The organism is Virgibacillus proomii (assembly GCF_900162615.1).
Classification (GTDB): Bacteria; Bacillota; Bacilli; order Bacillales; family Amphibacillaceae; genus Virgibacillus; species Virgibacillus proomii.
Genome location: NZ_FUFN01000010.1, coordinates 206,505 through 224,863, shown reverse-complemented (window position 1 = coordinate 224,863; position 18,359 = coordinate 206,505). Strand labels below are relative to the sequence as shown.

Annotated in this window: 14 protein-coding genes, 6 tRNA genes and 1 pseudogene; 3 read left to right on the top strand and 18 right to left on the bottom strand. The window is 37.8% G+C overall.

Translation table 11 applies throughout. The features are described 5' to 3' along the window. Window positions 1-519 precede the first annotated feature (519 nt). From BN1066_RS09120 to sigW, 7 genes and pseudogenes are all read right to left on the bottom strand, one after another. Window positions 520-1,989, bottom strand: a complete 1,470-nt coding sequence (locus BN1066_RS09120) for an aldehyde dehydrogenase family protein (protein ID WP_077319147.1) — start codon at window positions 1,987-1,989, stop codon at window positions 520-522. A 68-nt stretch (window positions 1,990-2,057) separates the two neighbouring features. Beyond that, window positions 2,058-2,279 (bottom strand): annotated as a pseudogene (gene tnpA, locus BN1066_RS09115) (IS200/IS605 family transposase); the annotation flags it as partial. Between the two features lie 908 nt (window positions 2,280-3,187). After that, window positions 3,188-4,531, bottom strand: a complete 1,344-nt coding sequence (gene glmM / locus BN1066_RS09110) for a phosphoglucosamine mutase (protein WP_077319146.1) — start codon at window positions 4,529-4,531, stop codon at window positions 3,188-3,190. A gap of 59 nt (window positions 4,532-4,590) precedes the next feature. Then, the gene (locus BN1066_RS09105) at window positions 4,591-5,898 is read right to left on the bottom strand and encodes a CdaR family protein (protein WP_077319145.1); all 1,308 of its coding nucleotides are present in this window, start codon (window positions 5,896-5,898) and stop codon (window positions 4,591-4,593) included. Then, entirely contained in the window at window positions 5,891-6,712 is an 822-nt protein-coding gene (gene cdaA, locus BN1066_RS09100) for a diadenylate cyclase CdaA (protein ID WP_077319144.1), read from the bottom strand. Before cdaA ends, BN1066_RS09105 begins: the two co-directional genes overlap by 8 nt. Before the next feature lie 1,265 nt (window positions 6,713-7,977). Further along, the gene (locus tag BN1066_RS09095; RefSeq protein ID WP_077319143.1) at window positions 7,978-8,610 is read right to left on the bottom strand and encodes an anti-sigma factor family protein; all 633 of its coding nucleotides are present in this window, start codon (window positions 8,608-8,610) and stop codon (window positions 7,978-7,980) included. Window positions 8,611-8,625: 15 nt separating this feature from the next. Continuing rightward, window positions 8,626-9,189, bottom strand: a complete 564-nt coding sequence (sigW, locus tag BN1066_RS09090) for an RNA polymerase sigma factor SigW (protein WP_077319142.1) — start codon at window positions 9,187-9,189, stop codon at window positions 8,626-8,628. A gap of 149 nt (window positions 9,190-9,338) precedes the next feature. Between sigW and BN1066_RS09085 the strand changes: the two genes are divergently transcribed. Then, window positions 9,339-9,518, top strand: a complete 180-nt coding sequence (locus BN1066_RS09085; protein WP_077319141.1) for an aspartyl-phosphate phosphatase Spo0E family protein — start codon at window positions 9,339-9,341, stop codon at window positions 9,516-9,518. Between the two features lie 152 nt (window positions 9,519-9,670). Here BN1066_RS09085 and rocF read toward each other — a convergent pair whose 3' ends face one another. The 11 genes from rocF to BN1066_RS09030 all read right to left on the bottom strand — a co-directional run bounded on the left by rocF (window position 9,671) and on the right by BN1066_RS09030 (window position 16,895). Further along, the gene (rocF, locus tag BN1066_RS09080; protein WP_077319140.1) at window positions 9,671-10,573 is read right to left on the bottom strand and encodes an arginase; all 903 of its coding nucleotides are present in this window, start codon (window positions 10,571-10,573) and stop codon (window positions 9,671-9,673) included. Window positions 10,574-11,213: 640 nt separating this feature from the next. Continuing rightward, complete coding sequence (locus tag BN1066_RS09075; RefSeq protein WP_077319139.1) at window positions 11,214-12,317, bottom strand: phosphomevalonate kinase; 1,104 nt, start codon at window positions 12,315-12,317, stop codon at window positions 11,214-11,216. Between the two features lie 10 nt (window positions 12,318-12,327). Next, window positions 12,328-13,302: a diphosphomevalonate decarboxylase gene (gene mvaD, locus BN1066_RS09070; RefSeq protein WP_077319138.1), complete on the bottom strand. Its 975-nt coding sequence runs from the start codon at window positions 13,300-13,302 to the stop codon at window positions 12,328-12,330. A 31-nt stretch (window positions 13,303-13,333) separates the two neighbouring features. Next, on the bottom strand, window positions 13,334-14,302 hold the full coding sequence (mvk, locus tag BN1066_RS09065) for a mevalonate kinase (protein WP_077319137.1): 969 nt from the start codon (window positions 14,300-14,302) through the stop codon (window positions 13,334-13,336). Next, complete coding sequence (locus BN1066_RS09060) at window positions 14,299-15,588, bottom strand: hydroxymethylglutaryl-CoA reductase, degradative (RefSeq protein WP_077319136.1); 1,290 nt, start codon at window positions 15,586-15,588, stop codon at window positions 14,299-14,301. The genes mvk and BN1066_RS09060 overlap by 4 nt, the downstream gene beginning before the upstream one ends. A gap of 612 nt (window positions 15,589-16,200) precedes the next feature. Further along, a tRNA-Lys gene (locus tag BN1066_RS09055) sits at window positions 16,201-16,276 on the bottom strand. 170 nt (window positions 16,277-16,446) lie between these two features. Then, window positions 16,447-16,521 (bottom strand) — tRNA-Gln (locus BN1066_RS09050). A 12-nt stretch (window positions 16,522-16,533) separates the two neighbouring features. Then, window positions 16,534-16,618 (bottom strand) — tRNA-Tyr (locus tag BN1066_RS09045). 44 nt (window positions 16,619-16,662) lie between these two features. Then, window positions 16,663-16,738 (bottom strand) — tRNA-Thr (locus tag BN1066_RS09040). 6 nt (window positions 16,739-16,744) lie between these two features. Further along, window positions 16,745-16,817 (bottom strand) — tRNA-Val (locus BN1066_RS09035). Window positions 16,818-16,820: 3 nt separating this feature from the next. Then, a tRNA-Glu gene (locus BN1066_RS09030) sits at window positions 16,821-16,895 on the bottom strand. 280 nt (window positions 16,896-17,175) lie between these two features. On the opposite strand from BN1066_RS09030, the gene BN1066_RS20195 reads away from it, so the two are divergent. Both BN1066_RS20195 and fabI read left to right on the top strand, forming a co-directional pair. Beyond that, complete coding sequence (locus tag BN1066_RS20195; RefSeq protein WP_179104344.1) at window positions 17,176-17,331, top strand: hypothetical protein; 156 nt, start codon at window positions 17,176-17,178, stop codon at window positions 17,329-17,331. A 73-nt stretch (window positions 17,332-17,404) separates the two neighbouring features. Then, entirely contained in the window at window positions 17,405-18,181 is a 777-nt protein-coding gene (gene fabI / locus BN1066_RS09025) for an enoyl-ACP reductase FabI (RefSeq protein ID WP_077319135.1), read from the top strand. Window positions 18,182-18,359: the final 178 nt, after the last annotated feature.

Genomic DNA, 18,359 nt, shown 5'->3' with positions numbered 1-18,359 from the left:
CATGAGATAACTGTAAAAGAATTGGCAAAGAAATGCAATACTGTAGAAGATGTTCAAGAAATGATAAGTGTTTATTTAAGGATACCATTCAACAGGTATTTCAAGCTGAGTCAGTTGTCATCTGTTTAAATTCAGTAGTATACTTTTCTGGACATAAAATGAACTCCCTCCTAGTAGCAAGTTTATATTTTTTAATCTGTCTACTTAGGAGGGAGCATATCAAAATCACACGGATTTTTTATTTGAGTATTATTCTGGATTCTACTCCTGTTTTCTTTTTAATAGTTACCGTCTTTTTTTCTTTGTTTTGGATTTACGCCCATTCAATGCTAACCCATTGTCTCATAGTTACTTTATAATACTTAAAACATTTCTTACCTGAAATTGCCCTTTTTTACCTTTAGGTATTTTTCTAGAAGCTGTCGTTTCTATTGTCTTTGTATTATCAAAGCTTCCCGATAATCCAGCCCATCACTTCCTTTATAATTAATGAATTTCCCATGGATAATACTATATTCCTTATATTCCATACCAATTCAAATGATCATCACTTAAATCCATCCATACACTTTTTGTCTCTGTATACATATCCATAGCTTGAAAGCCTAGCTCTCTTCCAAACCCACTCTGTTTTGTTCCACCGAATGGAGATACACTATCAAGCATGCTAAATGTGTTTACATATACTGTTCCTGCTTTAAGCCCCTTGATCATCCGATGTGCTCTCTTTACATTTTCCGTCCAAACTCCAGCAGCTAATCCATAAATGGTGTCATTGGCCTTTTCTAAAACATCTTGTTCATCTTTAAATCGGATAACTGATAAAACTGGACCAAAAATCTCTTCTTTTGCAATTGTCATATCTGTTGTAACATCTTCAAAAATAGTCGGTGTAAAAAAGTATCCATTATTGACAGGAGCACTTCTCTTTCCCCCAAGTGACAATGTTGCTCCCTCTTCTATACCAGATGCAACATATTTTTCAATACGTTCTAATTGTTGTAAAGATATTTGCGGTCCCATCTGTGTACTTGGATCTAATGGGTCTCCCACTTTAATTGTTTTCACCTTGTTCGTGAACGCATCCATAAACGTATCATATATACTTTCCTGAACGAACATTCTTGATCCAGCGGCACAAACTTGCCCTTGACCAAAATAAATACCGAACATGGATCCTCTAATAGCATTTTCTATATTGGCATCCGCAAAAATAATATTAGGAGATTTTCCTCCCAATTCTAGACTGACTGGTTTCAAATTCTTACTTGCCGCCTGCATAATTAATTTTCCCGTATGTGTCGAACCTGTAAAAGCTATTTTATCAACATCAGTATGTGAAGAAAGTGCTCTCCCCGCCCCTTGTCCATATCCTGGAACAACATTAATTACCCCATCCGGTATTCCAACCTCCTGAAAAACTTTTACCAATTCTAGTGTGCTTATCGGAGTTTGCTCAGCGGGTTTAATCACAATTGTATTCCCTGCTGCTAAGGCTGGAGCCAGCTTCCACATCGTTAACATCAGAGGAAAGTTCCATGGAACGATAGCGCCAATCACACCAATCGGTTCTTTTAACGTGAAATTAAACCGATTATTTGGAGAAGCTAGCGTTTCCCCTTGAATCTTAGTCGCTAACCCAGCATAAAATTCTAATACATCAATCATGGACGGAATTGCAATATGCCTTGTTTCATTAATAGGAAGACCGTTTCCTCTGGATTCTACTTCGGCGAAAAATTCTGATGTATTCCTTAGTTCTTGTGCCACTTCAAATAATAATCTTCCCCTATTACTTGGGGTCGTATCTGCCCAAGGCCCAGATTCAAAAGCGTTTCTCGCCGCTTTAACTGCTCGATCTATATCTTCTACTCCACCTTCTGCAATTGTAGCATTGACTTCCCCTGTTGCAGGATTGAATGCCTCAAATGTTTTCCCCGAAACAGCTTCAACCCATTGACCATTAATAAACATTTGATAGGAACGCATAATGCTCTCCCCCTTATATTTTTACAGACATATAAATATTTAGTAATAAAGAATATCCTTCCGCCCATTCTATTGCCAAACTTATATTTTAGGTTTACATGCTTATCAAATATCATAAGTGTGCTTTTACCTTTTAAATATCCCATAAAACTTGAAACAGATATTTTTGGTGGAATACTTACTAACATGTGCACGTGATCAGGCATCAGGCGCCCTTCGGTGATCTCTACCCCCTTTATATTTACGTAGCGTTCGTAGTATTTAAATAAATTAGATGGAACAACAAATATTCATTTTTCGCTTGAGATTGGTGCTAAAAAGCAACCTTGTTTTATCTTTATTTACTGTAAAATTGGTAATAACAGATGTGTGAAAAAATTATTCTACAGTTGGCCTTGCAAATGGAACCATAGATTCCCTCCTAATCGTCCTATCAAAGAAAAAGAGGATTAAGCAGGTTTGCGTTATCCTTTTTTTTAGCGGTAGTAATCCCCGTGAAGTATACTAAAACAAAGCATTTCAAGCTGCTGTCCTTCCACAAAGAATTATCGAAATATTTCTACACCTAATTATACCTTACTCATTTTTGTTTGAACAGCTTATATTTTAGCTAAATTTTTACAGCTTATATTTTAGCTAAATATTTATGGATAACCGCAATACTAATGAACCTTCTTACATAAAGTGAGGTTTCATCAAGTAGCGGCTTTCTTTCATTTATCTTCGAATGACAAAAGTAAATCAAAGGCTAAAATGTCGGGTGGAAAAGAAAACACTTTTGCTGCGTGTAATATGTAACTGTCGAAGTTTTTCTTGCCCTTATAAAAGAAGTACACTTTTGCTGCGCATGTTTTTTCAAGAAGCTTTTTCTGCCCTGTCGTCCCGAACTATTCGGCATTTAGGAGCAGTTTCTCTCACTATCTTGTCAAAAATGATAAAATTACGATCCTTACATGAAACATCCCCCCTGCAACAGGCGGATGCCGACGCCTGAGCGGCAAGCCTGCTTTTAGTCGCCTCCCTTTAGATTCAAGCTGTAGTTGACTTATCTCAGGAATAAGAGCGAGGTTTGCTACAGCTATAAGGTATAAGCTTTAGGCGAGGCTACCTTTCAAAAAGGATAGCCAACATGTATCGTATTCTAGACAAAAAAGCATCCTCCTAAATAATAGAAGGATGCTCAGCTAATATAAAATTTCTATTCCGCTCCAATTAATTTTTCTATCCGCTCTACAATTTGATTTACATATTTATCGCACTCTTCTTTTGTTGGTGACTCAACCATCACACGAATTAACGGTTCCGTACCAGAAGGACGAACTAATACACGACCTTGTGTGCCTAATTCTTGTTCTACTGCTTCGATTTCCTGTTTAATCTCAGGGTGATTTAATGCTTTCTCTTTATCCGTTACTTTTACGTTCTTAAGTACTTGGGGATAAACTGTCATTTCACTGGCTAATTCGGATAGAGGTTTACCCGTTTCTTTCATAACATTGACTAACTGTAATGCTGATAGCATCCCGTCGCCAGTTGTATTGTGATCTAAAAATATAATATGGCCGGATTGCTCTCCACCTAAATTATAGCCGCCCTTTCGCATTTCCTCCATTACATAGCGGTCTCCTACTGCTGTTTTATCGCTACGCATTCCATTTGCTTCTAATGCTTTATAAAAACCTATGTTACTCATTACCGTAGATACAACTGTATTGTGGCGCAGGAGTCCTTTTTCATTCATATACTTAGCGCAGATGAACATGATCTGGTCACCGTCAACAATTTTCCCTTTTTCATCAACAGCAATTAAGCGGTCACCGTCACCATCAAAAGCTAAACCTACGTCGGCTTCTTTTTCTTTGACAAACTCCTGCAACTTTTCTGGATGAGTTGATCCTACACCATCATTAATGTTTAGACCATTTGGCGAAGAACCTATAGAATAAATATCTGCCTCTAAATCAGCGAATAAGTGGGTAGCCAGACTTGAGGTAGCACCATGTGCACAATCAAAGGCAATCTTTAAACCATCAAATTCATTATCAACTGTATCTTTAAGGAAAGATAAGTATTTTTGCCCTCCCTCAAAATAATCATTTACAATCCCAATGTCCCCACCAATTGGTCTAGGTAAGTTATCTTCGCCCTCCATAAGAGCTTCAATTTCTTCTTCTTGATCATCCGTTAGCTTAAAACCATCAGGTCCAAAGAACTTAATACCATTATCCTCTACTGGATTATGCGAAGCGGAGATCATTACACCAGCCTGCGAACTAGTTGCCTTTGTTAAATAGGCAACACCAGGTGTAGAGATGACTCCCAAACGCATTACCTCAGCACCAATTGACAGCAGGCCGGCAATTAATGCCCCTTCCAACATATAACCAGATACGCGTGTGTCACGACCAATAATGATTTTCGGACGCTCTGTTTCTTTCGTTAACACGTAACCGCCAGCCCTTCCTAGCTTAAATGCCAACTCTGGTGTAAGGTCCTTATTAGCAACTCCTCGTACACCATCTGTTCCAAAATATTTTCCCATGTAAAATTCTCTCCTTTTTATCCATTTCCACCGTTTCTCAAACAAACGTAACCAATATATTAAGATTCATTAATTTCAATCGTAGCTTGTTTAAATTCAGGTTTTACAGTTACTCCATCAGGCGCGTCCACAGAGATCGGCACGTCATGTGTGCCTGCTTTTAGTCCTTTCACATTGACAGATGCTTTGAAATCATCTTTTTTTAACCCTGCGTCAACAGACCTGTTTTCCGAAACAGTAATATTCATCCCCCCATTAGCTGGCTCCTTAAAAAAAGCTTCTAAACCTTCACCTATGCCCTCTATCTCGATCGGCAAATTAGCTATTGTTCTTGTTTGGGTTGTTTCTTGACTAGTTTCTTGACTAGATTCTTGATTTGTTTTTTGGCTTGTTTGTCTTGATTGTTCCAGTTCAACTGTAACTTCAACTTTTTTTCCTCCAGCGACACTTACACCTTCTGGTATGGCAAGATTTGTTTCAATGGTACCTGAATTGGTTATTTTGGATAAATCGATCGCTTCTGTTCTAATTTCCTTTAAATTTTGCAAAGCACTTTTACTTCCAAACACTTCCACTTCTTCTACATTAGCAGAAATTGAGTTCAATTCAAACCCATCAGGAAGCTTTCCACTTGTTTCTACATTTACTGGAACCTTTTTACTAAAGTTACTGACATCTGCTGACACGACCACATTTTCAGGCTTTACATTGACTCTCAACTCGTTTCCTTGACTATCATATACATTAACAGGAACTTCCCGATTATCAATTGGTGCATCCAGCCCACTAACATCAACATAAGCCTTTACAATTCCTATTTTATCAATCACACTCTTAGCACTTGTAATCGTCACAGTTTTTGGATGGACTTCATAATCTCCCAGTTCAAATCCCTTAGCCATTTGATCTTTATTTAAAAAGTCAACTGTAACATTAAATTCTTTTGTAGCCTTTTCTTCAATCACCACATCAATGCGCTTTGGTTCAATATAAGCATCTAACTTATCCGATAGATTGTGCTGTAGTTCTACGGTATGTTCTCCAGCACCTAAGTCTCTTAAATCAACAAACACTTCAAAATTCCGATTGCGAATAGTCGGCTTCAATATAGAGGCTGAGCCTTCCAACGAAACAGATACATATTCAGGTACACCGCTAACTACATATTTCTCATCATCAATTTTAATATTTACTGGAACATCATCCAATGTTTCCAAATTTTGCGCTTCATCTTCAGAAGAAAATGTAGCATCATTGTTATCTGGTAATTTATCTGCTTGATCTACGGTTACGAAAACATAAAAGAAAACGGCAAAAGCTAAGGAAACGACACGGACAAACCATTTACTTCTAAACCAATTATCCATTTTTGTTTCCCCTCCATTTTTTTGACTTTTTATCAGGGGTCTTTATATTTATTAGCAAGTTAGACCTTAATAAATTTCGTAGACTTTCCTGACTAAGATCTCTATGTAGCTCGCCGTTTTTCGTACAAGATATACCACCAGTTTCTTCTGATACAACAATGGTTAATGCATCCGTTACTTCACTTATGCCCATTGCAGCACGATGTCTCGTACCTAATTCTTTTGAAATAAACGGGCTCTCAGATAATGGGAGATAGCATGCGGCAGCTATGATTGTATCCCCTTTTAAAATGACTGCGCCATCATGCAACGGGGTATTCGGTGTAAATATATTTGTTAGAAGCTGATGTGTGAGTTTGCCGTTAATTTGGATCCCCGTCTCTGCATAGTCACCGATTCCTGTTTCTCTTTCAATAGAAATAAGAGCACCAATTCGTCGTTTAGCCATATAATTACAGGACTGGATGATAGCATCAATATTTTCCTCAATTATTTCTTCTTCAGAACGCGAGCTGCGACCAAAAATATTTCCTCGACCTAATTGTTCTAAAGCTCTCCGTAGCTCTGGTTGGAATAATATAATAATAACAATAAGTCCCCAGTCAATTGCTTGACTAGTAAGCCATTGTACAGTTTGTAAATCTAATACAATACTTAACAGCCATACAGCTAGTACAACCGCTATCCCTTTTAATAACTGGATAGCCTTTGTACCTCTTATCAGCATGATTAATTTATATAAAACATACCAGACGAGAGCTATATCCACGCCTATCCTAAGGAGCTGTATTAAATCAAATCCCCCATCAAGCATGATTACACATCCTTCTATATAAATTCTATGAAAAATTATTTAAAAAGTCAGGTTCTTCGTAGTTTGCTTTTAAACTGCTTACGTTATTCGCAAAACCTATGCGAGAAGTATAATTCGTTATGACAAGCGAGCAGAGGAAATGTAAAAGCCAACTCCTTGTAAGTCATCCGTATTGACTATACTCTATCCGTAAAGTACGCCTTCAGCTTAAACATATATACTTATGTACCAAGCTTTCGTACTAAATCACTTCCTAAGTTGCCTGATTATTTTGCTAATAATAACTTAAATCATAACGACATGTAAATAATTCGAAATAACAAGTTTATTTTTGACCTAATTTAATTAAAAATATAAGAGCTAAAGCACCTTACTTGATTAAGGAAACGTCGATGTCTTACCATTTACTTAACTATTTGTTATATAAAATAAAGTAGTGGTATTGAATCAGAGGTATTCATAATAATATAGGTTCTATAAAATGCAATAAAGTGAAACTTCATTCAGTAGGAGTTTTCTTCCATCTCCTACTGAATGTTAGTACCGCAAGGGTATGACCTAAAGGCCCTTAAACGAATCGGGCATTTAGGTGCCGTTTTCTCCCACTTAGACCTTTTGTATCACTCGGGTCTTGAAGTGGGAGTCTTTTGGCACCTTACATGCGGGATAAAACTTGCCTTATCAACATTTAATAACATTCTTATTGTAACATAAAATCACCAATGAGACGTACGATTTATTATGCAGTTAGCTAGCAAATTTTTCATATATCATCCATTTTAAAGGACTACAAAAAATCACATTAGGAAAGGTTGCTTTCCTAAAAACAGAATTCCATCTATAAGGAAAACATAGTTAACGTGGCTGACCTGACAATTTTCTCATCTATATATACTGAAAATCTTGATTCCTTTACGAATCGAGTATTTAGGGGATATTTCTTTCACTAACTCGTCAGGATAATAAAAATGTTTAAAGCGAGAGAAATACGGTTCTTTACATTCGAGATAAAGAAAACATGCCTCTAAAACAGGGGGATGCCGACGCCTTAAGCGACAAACCGCTTTATTCCCTTCCTTTAGATCCGAACCGATGTTAACTTATTGTGAGAAGGAGAATGAAGGGGTTGCTGTTAGTTTAAGCGCTTAAGCAAACACTAAAGCTAGAATCACTCGCTTAGAGACGTACAAACGGATATAAATCCCTAAACAAGAACAAAAACCTGAAGTACGGGAATATACCTTCGTCCTTCAGGTTCGCTTCGACTAAAATGAAAAAATGCGTTGGAACAAATCCTTTATACTGTACCATACCCATTCAAACATTTGATCAACCTGCTCCAGCTCTCCATTTATCTCACCAACTGATGCCCTCAGCCCGTCTTTATCAATCGGATCTTTAATTAGTTTGCCGTTGATTAACGTTACATTACCGTCTACGGTTCCATTTATAATTAAATCGCCATTTTTAACAAGCAGATCACCTTTTACAGTTTCATTTGCTGGTACAATAACTGTATCTCCTTTAATGACGAGGTTTTCCTGTTTAGAAACGATCAACTGATTGTCCTGATTCCATAACGAAAATAACCCGCTTAACATAAATATAAAAAATATGGCAGCAGCCGTTAAAATAGGATGGGCTTTAAACCATCTTCTATATTTAACACGCTTTCGTTCAGCGGGGAGCTTTTCCATTACACTCGCCGTAAAATTAGCAGGTGCTTTTATTTGTTCTGTACTTTGGATTAGTGTGATCGTCCGCTTTAATTCGTGAAAATGCTTTTGGCATACTTCACAATTCTCTAAATGGTGACTAAGAGCCTTTTCTTGCTCTTTGGTAATTTCCCCATCTAAATAATAATGCATTAATTCTACAGCTTCTTTATTACAATTCAAGTGAGCCACACTCCTTTACACGTGACGAAGCTTTTTCCGTAAAGCTTCCCTTCCACGATGGATACGGGTTTTTACTGTTCCAAGTGGGATATCCAGGATCTCACTAATCTCCTGTAAGGAAAACTCTTCAATGTATCGTAGCATAATGATACTACGGTACTTCGGAGGAAGCTTTGATATTTCGTATTGAATATAGCGTTGCAGTTCCAACCCCTCTACTTCTTCCTCAGGGAGACGACCTTGATCGGCTAACTGCGAGTACATATCTAATCCTTCTGTTCCCTTTACCTCAGCATCAAGATAATGATCCGGTTTTCGCTTTCGAAGTCGATCAATTGTTAAATTTGTCGCTATTCGGTATAGCCACGTTGAAAACTTTCTCCGGTCATCAAACGAATGGATATTTACATATGCACGAATAAAAGCTTCTTGCGCTATATCTTCCGCCTCGTGCGCATTACCAAGCATACGAAAACAATGTTGGTAAATCTTATTTTGAAAGAATGAGACCACATCCTCAAAAGCGGACTGATCTCCTCTTTTCACTTGTTTGATTCTGTCTCTTATCATTTCATCCATATTGGTACCTCCGCCAACTATGCGGTAAATTATATTACGAATCGGTTCGCATAAAGGTTTCAAAAAACATTAAAAAAATGTAAATGTTTATGATTGCAAAATATTGGTTACTATCCTACTATAATTATACTAGATAGGAGGATAGTTTTGTGAGTAATTCTAGGTTATTGGAAAAAATTGAACAATGTCGTAAAGAAATGATTTCACTTACTAACTCGCATGCATTGACTTCTGAGCCAGTCATCTCCTCAAGTATGAAATTAGATCAATTAATTTTAGAATATTTAAACAGCCAACATAATGAAGCTAAAAAAGAGTTTTGTGAGTAAATGTAGGCATGAAAAAAATCCCTGCACGTAAATTCTAACAAAATAGAGAACATTTAATAGGGTTAAAAAAGACATCAAATTTCCAGTTTGAAATTTAATGTCTTTTAACGTTTTGAAAAAATAAAGTGTCAGCTGAAAATAGCTTTACCATATTACTTCATTTTCTCACCAAACAATGAACCCATAAGCCCAACTGCCAGAATAGCAGTTTTATTTTTTTCATCTAAAATTGGATTTACCTCTACAAATTCTGCTGAAGTAATTATCTCTGCTTCTGCTAACATCTCCATCGCTAAATGGCTCTCTCGATAGGTCATACCACCAATAACCGGTGTGCCTACTCCTGGCGCCTCTGAGGGATCAAGCCCGTCAACATCTAAACTCAGATGTACACCGTCGGTACGATCTTGGAAATAAGCAATCGCTTCTTCCATTACTTTTGGCATACCAATTCGATCAATTTCATGCATGGTAAAGACTTTGATTCCTTTATTCTCAATCAGTTCACGCTCTCCTGGGTCAAGAGATCGCGCGCCAATAATTACAATATTTTCTGACTCTATTTTAGGAGCATATCCGCCAATCATTGTCAGCTCTTCGTTTCCTAATCCTAAGCTAGCAGCAAGTGGCATGCCATGGATATTTCCAGATGGTGAAGTTTCTGCTGTATTTAAGTCTCCATGTGCATCATACCAAATCACACCCAGATTCTCGTAATGCTTAGAAATACCTGCTAAGCTACCAATCGCAATACTATGATCCCCACCAAAAATTAGTGGAAAATACCCTTTGCTTATTTCTCTATCTATCATATCGGCAAGTTTCTGATTTGCTTCAACTACTTGCTGTAAATTTTTTAAATTACTTACTTGATCCGACGATTTCCTATCAGGTTTAATAATAGGAATATCCCCAAGATCTTGTATGTGATAGCCCAACCTTTCCAACTTCTCCATAGCACCGGCATACCGCATTGCACTTGGCCCCATGTCAACACCCCGCCTGCTTTGACCTAAGTCCATTGGAACCCCGATAATCGATATGTTTTTTTTCATGAAAACGCCTCCCTTCACTCCTTATTGTAGACAAAAAAAGGGAAGTGACTCAACTTAACATAAAGATGTATAAATATGCAAAATATTCTAACTGTGTTTTTTTATTTGCTTTCTTGTCTACTCGAAATATAGTGAAGTTTCATTCAATAGGCCTTTCCCTACGCCTACTGATGAAGTAGAATAAAGGCTTTAATCTCGTGAGTCTTTGAAAAAGCGCGCGATGTGTGCCTGTCAAAGTTTTCTTGTCCTTGAAAAACTGCGATGTATCGCTATCGTAGCTTCCCTTGTCCTTGAAAAAGACATCCGTTTTTTCTGCGTGCGATACCTATTCAAGCAGTATCTCTAGTCCTATCGGCTCGAATAAATTGGGCATTTAGGTACCGCTATCACTCACTTAGACTTCTTCGTTCTATAATGCTTGAAGCGGAAGTCTTACGGCACCTTAGATTCGAGCCAATGTGACTTATCGTAAGAAGAAGAGCGAAGTTTGCTAGCAGTATGAGTGCTTAAGTTAGACAAAGATACTTTCGCCATGTTCAAACGGATATCGTTTTCTACACAATCAAAAAAACGCCTGGACAACCCCGGGTCCATGCGCAGTTTAAATATAAATATAAATATATTGTTATTTTAATTGCACTCATGCTTTGATAACTTTTGCCCCATATGGATACGGTTTTAAAGAAAGGGGTTTAATCCCGACGTCTTTCCATGCTGTAATTAATTTATCAGCCGCTTCTTTAGATGGCATAAAAGCAATACCGCAATCGCCTCCACCAGCTCCAGAAGGCTTTCCTGCACCACCAAACGTCTCTGCTAAATCACACAGTTTAGTTAATAAAGAAGTTTCAATATCTACATTAGCATGTCGCCCAACAGAAGCTAATGCTTGGCGATTTTCCTTAATTCCCTCGAGCAGAATTTCTGTCTTATTTTCCTTCATACCTTGTAATACCTTATTAACAGCCTGCTCACTTTGTAATAGAAAAGTTAAAAAACTATCTGGATTCTTCGTTTTTAATTGCATAAGCTCATCGACTAGTTTCTTTGTGGATGCTGGTTTTCCAGTCCAGCCAATACAAAGATAAATAGAATTAGGCAGCGTAACGGGCTCTAGTGACGCATAAGTCCAATCACATTCCAACAATTCGGTTAACGAGCGGGATTCTTGGTAAGCTGCTTGTAACCAATCTGCTTGAAAGGAAGAATAATTCAAGAAGCCCCCATAGGATGAGGCGGCAACATCAGCGCCGGACCCATTACCTTGCGTCAACACATGCGAAATCGATGCTAATTGATAAATAAGCTTGGGTGAAGGCGTAAAGGAAAGAAACTTGTTTAAAATCGCAGTAATCACAGAAGTAACTACTGCTGCACTTGATCCTAATCCATACTTCACACCAGATTCATCATCTAGCTCGCTTTTAATCGATAATTGAAAAGGGGTAACTGTATAACCCCTTTCTCTCAAATAATTAACAGCAACGGTCATCGCTTCTTCAACAAATTTAGTTCTGGAATCATCTGAAGCAACAACTATTCTATTGTCTTTATATTCCCAAGTTGTTTCTAATTGAAAATCTAGGAGATGAAGATAATTTTTTTTACTATGATTAATAGTTGCATAAACGTACCGATCAACCGCCATTACAATTAGATGCTGATTAGGCTCTAATACTGCAAACTCTCCAGCAACCATTAACTTCCCTGGTACTTCTACTTTCATAGATGATTGTGACACCATGTTTCAGCCCCTATAAATATGTTATTCCTTGGCCGGGTTTACTTAAGCGAATATCGCTTACACCTGGTAAACTGGCCAACGTTTGCTTCACCTGATCCTCGTACTCAGGTAAATAGAGAACTTTTACATTTGGGCCAGCATCAATCGTAAAATATACCGGTGTACCTTGTAAGCGCATTTCCCAGACCTTTTGCATGACCACTAATGTTGCATCATGCCAATATGTAAATGGAGGAGAAGCTCCCAGTGTAGTTGCATGCATTTTCAAGCAATTCGCTTCAGCAATTTCGCCAACTTTTTCAAAATCTCGAGTTTGAATTCCTTGTTTAATTTCTAATAAATCTTTGCCAATACTATCCAACCATCCTTTGAAAAATGGCGATGTCTCCACAGTTCGGCGCATCCCTACACGACTTGAAACACTCTTTTGTTCTGAAGATAGTACAACCGCAGCAACACGGATATCCCAATAATCAGCTGGAGCAATTGGTACTGCATAAGAATCAGAACCATCCTCACGCATTCCCATCTCCCATTCAGCAAAACCACCGTAAATGGAACGACAAGCAGAACCCGAACCTTGACGTGTTAGTCGGGAGAGTTCTTGATCATTTAATTTAAGTCCGATAGCCTTTGTACCAGCAGCAGCCAATGCAGCAAAACCTGAGGCTGACGAAGCAAAACCAGCTGCAGTCGGCACATCATTTACGGATTCAACACGTGCAAACACCTGCTTTCCAGCCATATTTCGAATCAGATCGAGAAAAGCGGAAACACGGTTGTACGATTCTCCTGAAACGGCTAGCCCGTCCAACGTAAACTCATCTTTAGATAAGGAATGATTATACTCAACTGTTGTCGTTGTAAAATAACCATCTAATGTAAGCGAAAGGCTATTATTGGTTGGTAAAATAATCAACTCATTCCGCTTTCCCCAATATTTAATAAGGGCAATGTTTGTATGTGCTTTAGCAGTTGCTTTCATTGTTATTCCCCTTCTACTTGCGCTTTCAAGCTTATTGATCTTTCTTTCCTTTTAGAACAAATGGCCATACCGCTTGAGCTCCAAACTTCCTTAGCTTATCTGCCAATTGTCTGGAGTGTACTTCATTTTGGGCAAGCGCAATAATGCAGCCGCCATTACCGCCACCAGTTAATTTAGCGCCCAGTGCCCCCTCTTTTCTGGCAAAATCAATTAATCGATTCAGTCCTGTATCACTAACTCCTAAAGCTTCTAGCTCCTTTTGAGCTTCATTTAACATATGTCCTAAAATATGCTTGCCTTTTTTCTCTAATGCTTGTTTTGCATAGTGAGTTAATTTGCCGATTCGTTCTAGCTTTCGCTGTATCTTCTTTGGAGCAGATTTCAATAATCTTGCAACAGATTCTACAGCTAAACGAGTATCGCCTACTCGTCCAGAATCTGCTACAACAAAATGAAAATCATCACTTAGCTTAATAAAATTTATTGGATGCTCCTTTTCATACCAAACTGGTGATTGTGTTGTAATCGTCAATGTATCAATTCCTGAAGGAGCTCCATGCGCGTAAGTCTCAGCGATATTAGCTAGTTCTAATAGCTCTTCATCAGTGTAAGTTTCATCATAATAAGCAAATAATGATCGAACTACAGAAATAGCTACAGAAGCACTTGAGCCCAATCCCTTACCGGTTGGAATCGATGATTTAATTCGAATTAACATGTCCTGACATAGAAAGCCCAGATGATTCACTGTTTCCTCAATACATCTAACAATTCCTTCTAATGACCGAGGAGCGTCTTCTATAGGTCCATAGTAAAACTCGGTATCAATTATTACCGGTCCTGGTACATGTTCCACGATTGTCTCAACGCCTACTAATGGAAAGGGTATAGCAATTGCCGGCTGTCCGTGTACAACCGCATGCTCTCCTATTAAGATTAATTTACTATAAGCTACTCCGATAGCTGTTTTTTCTGTGGTTGTTACCTTTTCTGCACTCATTTTGTATACTCTTCCACCAATTCTTTAGCTTTTCCAACACGGATTTCGTTTAGTTCTATTAATTTTTGTGACACGATATCAATCAACTCCCCAGTAGCTCCTGCTGCTATAGCAACAGAACGAGAATGCAAAGCCATATGACCTTTCTGTATACCGTCTGTAGCTAACGCTTTTAATGCACCAAGATTTTGGGCTAATCCAACAGCCACAATAACTTGAGCAAGCTCTTGAGCAGATTCTACACCCAACATCTGAAGTGATGCTTTTGCAAGTGGATGTACATTGATTGAACCTCCAACGGTTCCAACAGACATTGGCAATTCCAGCTCTCCAACAAGATTTCCTTCATTGTCAACTGACCAAGTTGTCATAGAGGAGTATTGTCCATGACGAGCTGCATATGCATGCGCGCCTGCTTCTACTGCTCTCCAGTCATTTCCGGTTGCTATAACAATTGGATCAATACCATTCATAATCCCTTTGTTATGGGTAACTGCTCGGTAAGGATCAGCAGCAGCAAATTCATATGCATGAATAACCCCATCTCTAACTTCTTCACCAGAGAAAGCCCCCGTCTTCAATAAATGTGGTGGGATAACACATTTTGCACGAGCAAGACAACGATCAGCCAAGTTAGATAATATACGTAGATACACTTTTCCCTTTGTTATTTTCTCAACAGTAGGAGCAAGGGATTCGACCATCGTATTAATAATATTCGCTCCCATTGCATCACATGTATTGATATATATATGAAGCACAAGCATTTGGTGATAGGTTGAGTCTGTATCTTCATTTAAAAGACGAACTTCTAAATCCTTCGCTCCACCACCACGTTTTACAATACTTGGATAGGAAGCATTTGCTTGTTCCAATAATGTAGCTTGTTCATTAAGTAAAGCTGTTCTTGCTACTTGGTAATCTGGACACCCTACTACTTGGATCTGTCCTATCATAATCCTCTCAGTAGCTTCCGTTGTAAACCCTCCAGCTTCCCTTACTATTTTACCGATATGACTAGCAGAAGCTACAACTGAAGGTTCTTCAATAACCATTGGCACTAAATACTCTTTCCTGTTTATCAAGAAATTTAATCCTAAACCTAAAGGAAGAGGAAACGTTCCAATAACATTTTCAATCATTTTATCTGCTGTTTCAAGTGGTAAGGGTTCCTTAGCAATAAGATCTTTTAAGGTTTCTTCGGAAAACGCATCCATGTTTTTTAGTAATTCTCTGCGTTCGGTTATCGTTTGCTTATAAAACCCAGGAATTCTGGAGGTCTTCATTGCCGCTCATCCTTTATAATAAGAAATAGTTTTTCTATTTTATTTCAAATATTCCTATAGAAAAATTATATCATGATTACATGCTATTTATTAAAAACATGAAGAATATAGTTTAAACAAACACATAATACCATAGTATCCTAAGTAATATAAAGTAAAACTAACTGGGTATTCATTATAATCTCTATTTATGTATATTTGATTCTTATTTAATTGTTTTATTGAACGTGTGCGTATTATGTTTTGAGGAAATGGTTTATAGAGGAAACAAAGTTTTTAATTATATTTATATTGAAAAGCTTTTAAAAAACGTTTATATACCAAGCGTTTGGCGTAGATTGATAACATAGTTACGTTATACTCAGGAGAGTACAATTTTACAACACCAAAACAACTTCAAATTTTAAGTTCTTTTACCGTTTAAAAAACTGGCTAGCCTCAAGCCTATGGCATAAGCGATTGTAGCTAGTTATAGTTTTTTTATTACTTGGATACTTCTAATTTTTTCCACGACTTTTAAATCACTATGAAATGAAAATAAACAAGGCTACTTACTGTTCATACGACCTTGTTTATCAAGTATTTGCATTATTTATTATAGCATAATTAAAGTGGTGAGCCATGGAGGATTCGAACCTCCGACCCTCTGATTAAAAGTCAGATGCTCTACCGACTGAGCTAATGGCTCAAATATTTATCAGTTGATTTAATGGTTTTGTTCTGTTGGCTGACCCCTGCTTCTTCTCGCCTTTTGATAGATGCTAAGTGCATCGGGGTTACTCGCAGGTTATTCGGCAGATGCAATGCTCGTTATTCACGAAATATATGTAAAAGCTTGTCTAAAATAAAACAAAAAAATGGCTGGGCCACTAGGATTCGAACCTAGGGTACACGGGATCAAAACCCGATGCCTTACCGCTTGGCTATGGCCCAACAAATAAAAAATGGTGGAGGGGGAGAGATTCGAACTCCCGAACCCTGAGGGAGCGGATTTACAGTCCGCCGCGTTTAGCCACTTCGCTACCCCTCCATATTATTTACAATAATTTATTGTTTATTCACTGATTTTTAAAATGGTGCCGGCCAGAGGACTTGAACCCCCAACCTACTGATTACAAGTCAGTTGCTCTACCAATTGAGCTAGGCCGGCAAATGATGGAGGATACAGGGCTCGAACCTGTGACCCCTTGCTTGTAAGGCAAGTGCTCTCCCAGCTGAGCTAATCCTCCTAATGGTGACCCGTACGGGATTCGAACCCGTGTTACCGCCGTGAAAGGGCGGTGTCTTAACCGCTTGACCAACGGGCCATGCATCAATTATCATTTGTCGATCTCAAGCCTTCTATGTAACGTTTGTCGAAACCGACGAATTTCATTATACCTAGTTCTGCAACGTTTGTAAAGGGTAAATTATATTTTTTTAAAATTTCTTAGAAAAAACCTGTTAGAATAAGCTTTTCTCCTTCTTTTTAATAGGGATTTAATAAGTTATTATGAACAAAAATGACCCTGAAATGTAATTTCATAGGTTAACTTGGCGATACTATTTCCAAAGAAACTAAATCAGAGCTACAAAGGAGCCGTTAATATGGATGGTATCACAAAATATGTGGGTATAGACATCTCAAAGGAAAAAATTGCTGTTGCGGTTGTAGATACTAATAGAGAACGATCAAGATATTTAGTATTGACCGTAAAAAACACACCGAGTCTTACGATGTACGATGCCTTAGATCCGAGATAAAACGAATATTGCTTTCTTTCAAAATGCAAGTTAAGTTATAATGTACAAAAGAAGCAATAATGGAGGTACGTTAATGAGTAACTTATTAGAAGGAAAAAATATTGTAGTTATGGGTGTTGCAAGTGAACGAAGTATCGCTTGGGGAATAACTTCTTCATTACATAGAGCTGGAGCAAACTTAATTTTCACATATAGACAAGAGCGTTCTTATAAAAAACTAACAAAGCTATTAGAACAAAATGAAATAGATGCACAGTTAATCGTCCCCTGCGATGTAGCAAGTGACGAAAGTATTAACGAAGCTTTTTCCACAATTAAAGAAAAAATAGGGATCATTCATGGTGTTGTTCATTCGATTGCCTTTGCTAATCGGGAAGAGCTAAAAGGGGAATATACAGATACATCTAGGGAAGGATTCTTATTGGCTCATGAAATTAGTGCATTCTCATTAGTCGCTGTAACAAAAGCAGCAAAAACTCTGATGACAGAAGGCGGAAGCATAGTAACACAAACATACCTTGGAGCAGAACGAGTTATTCCAAATTATAATATTATGGGTGTTGCTAAAGCCTCACTCGAAGCAAGTGTTCGTTATCTTGCTGAGGATATGGGTAAATACGGAATCCGTGTTAACGCTATTTCTGCCGGTCCTATTCGTACACTATCTGCAAAGGGAGTTTCTGGATTCAGTAAAACATTAAATCTTATTGAGGAAAAAGCGCCACTGCGAAAAAATGTCGACCAAGACCAAGTGGGTGATGCAACTATGTTCTTTATGAGTGAGTTATCACGGGGTATCACAGGGGAAGTACTTCATGTCGACGCTGGATATCATATTATTGGCGGGTAACTATTTTTATAATTTTAGTTTTAGAAATTCACAGTTAGTGTTTTTAGAAAAACTTGGCTTGTCGCAAGTCTTTAGCGAAAGCTATAGTTTTTCTTATACTATAAACCATAACGTTTACTTTCTATAGTATAATAGTATAAAAATATCAATTTGAGGTTTCACTTGAAATCTTAACACT

Bases quoted from the DNA above. Each gene is read 5' to 3' on its own strand.
- BN1066_RS09120 (WP_077319147.1), bottom strand. From the start codon at position 1,989: ATGCGTTCCTATCAAATGTTTATTAATGGTCAATGGGTTGAAGCTGTT.
- glmM (WP_077319146.1), bottom strand. From the start codon at position 4,531: ATGGGAAAATATTTTGGAACAGATGGTGTACGAGGAGTTGCTAATAAG.
- BN1066_RS09105 (WP_077319145.1), bottom strand. From the start codon at position 5,898: ATGGATAATTGGTTTAGAAGTAAATGGTTTGTCCGTGTCGTTTCCTTA.
- cdaA (WP_077319144.1), bottom strand. From the start codon at position 6,712: ATGCTTGATGGGGGATTTGATTTAATACAGCTCCTTAGGATAGGCGTG.
- sigW (WP_077319142.1), bottom strand. From the start codon at position 9,189: ATGGATGAAATGATAAGAGACAGAATCAAACAAGTGAAAAGAGGAGAT.
- rocF (WP_077319140.1), bottom strand. From the start codon at position 10,573: ATGAAAAAAAACATATCGATTATCGGGGTTCCAATGGACTTAGGTCAA.
- BN1066_RS09075 (WP_077319139.1), bottom strand. From the start codon at position 12,317: ATGGTGTCACAATCATCTATGAAAGTAGAAGTACCAGGGAAGTTAATG.
- mvaD (WP_077319138.1), bottom strand. From the start codon at position 13,302: ATGAAAGCAACTGCTAAAGCACATACAAACATTGCCCTTATTAAATAT.
- mvk (WP_077319137.1), bottom strand. From the start codon at position 14,302: ATGAGTGCAGAAAAGGTAACAACCACAGAAAAAACAGCTATCGGAGTA.
- BN1066_RS09060 (WP_077319136.1), bottom strand. From the start codon at position 15,588: ATGAAGACCTCCAGAATTCCTGGGTTTTATAAGCAAACGATAACCGAA.
- BN1066_RS20195 (WP_179104344.1), top strand. From the start codon at position 17,176: ATGGATGGTATCACAAAATATGTGGGTATAGACATCTCAAAGGAAAAA.
- fabI (WP_077319135.1), top strand. From the start codon at position 17,405: ATGAGTAACTTATTAGAAGGAAAAAATATTGTAGTTATGGGTGTTGCA.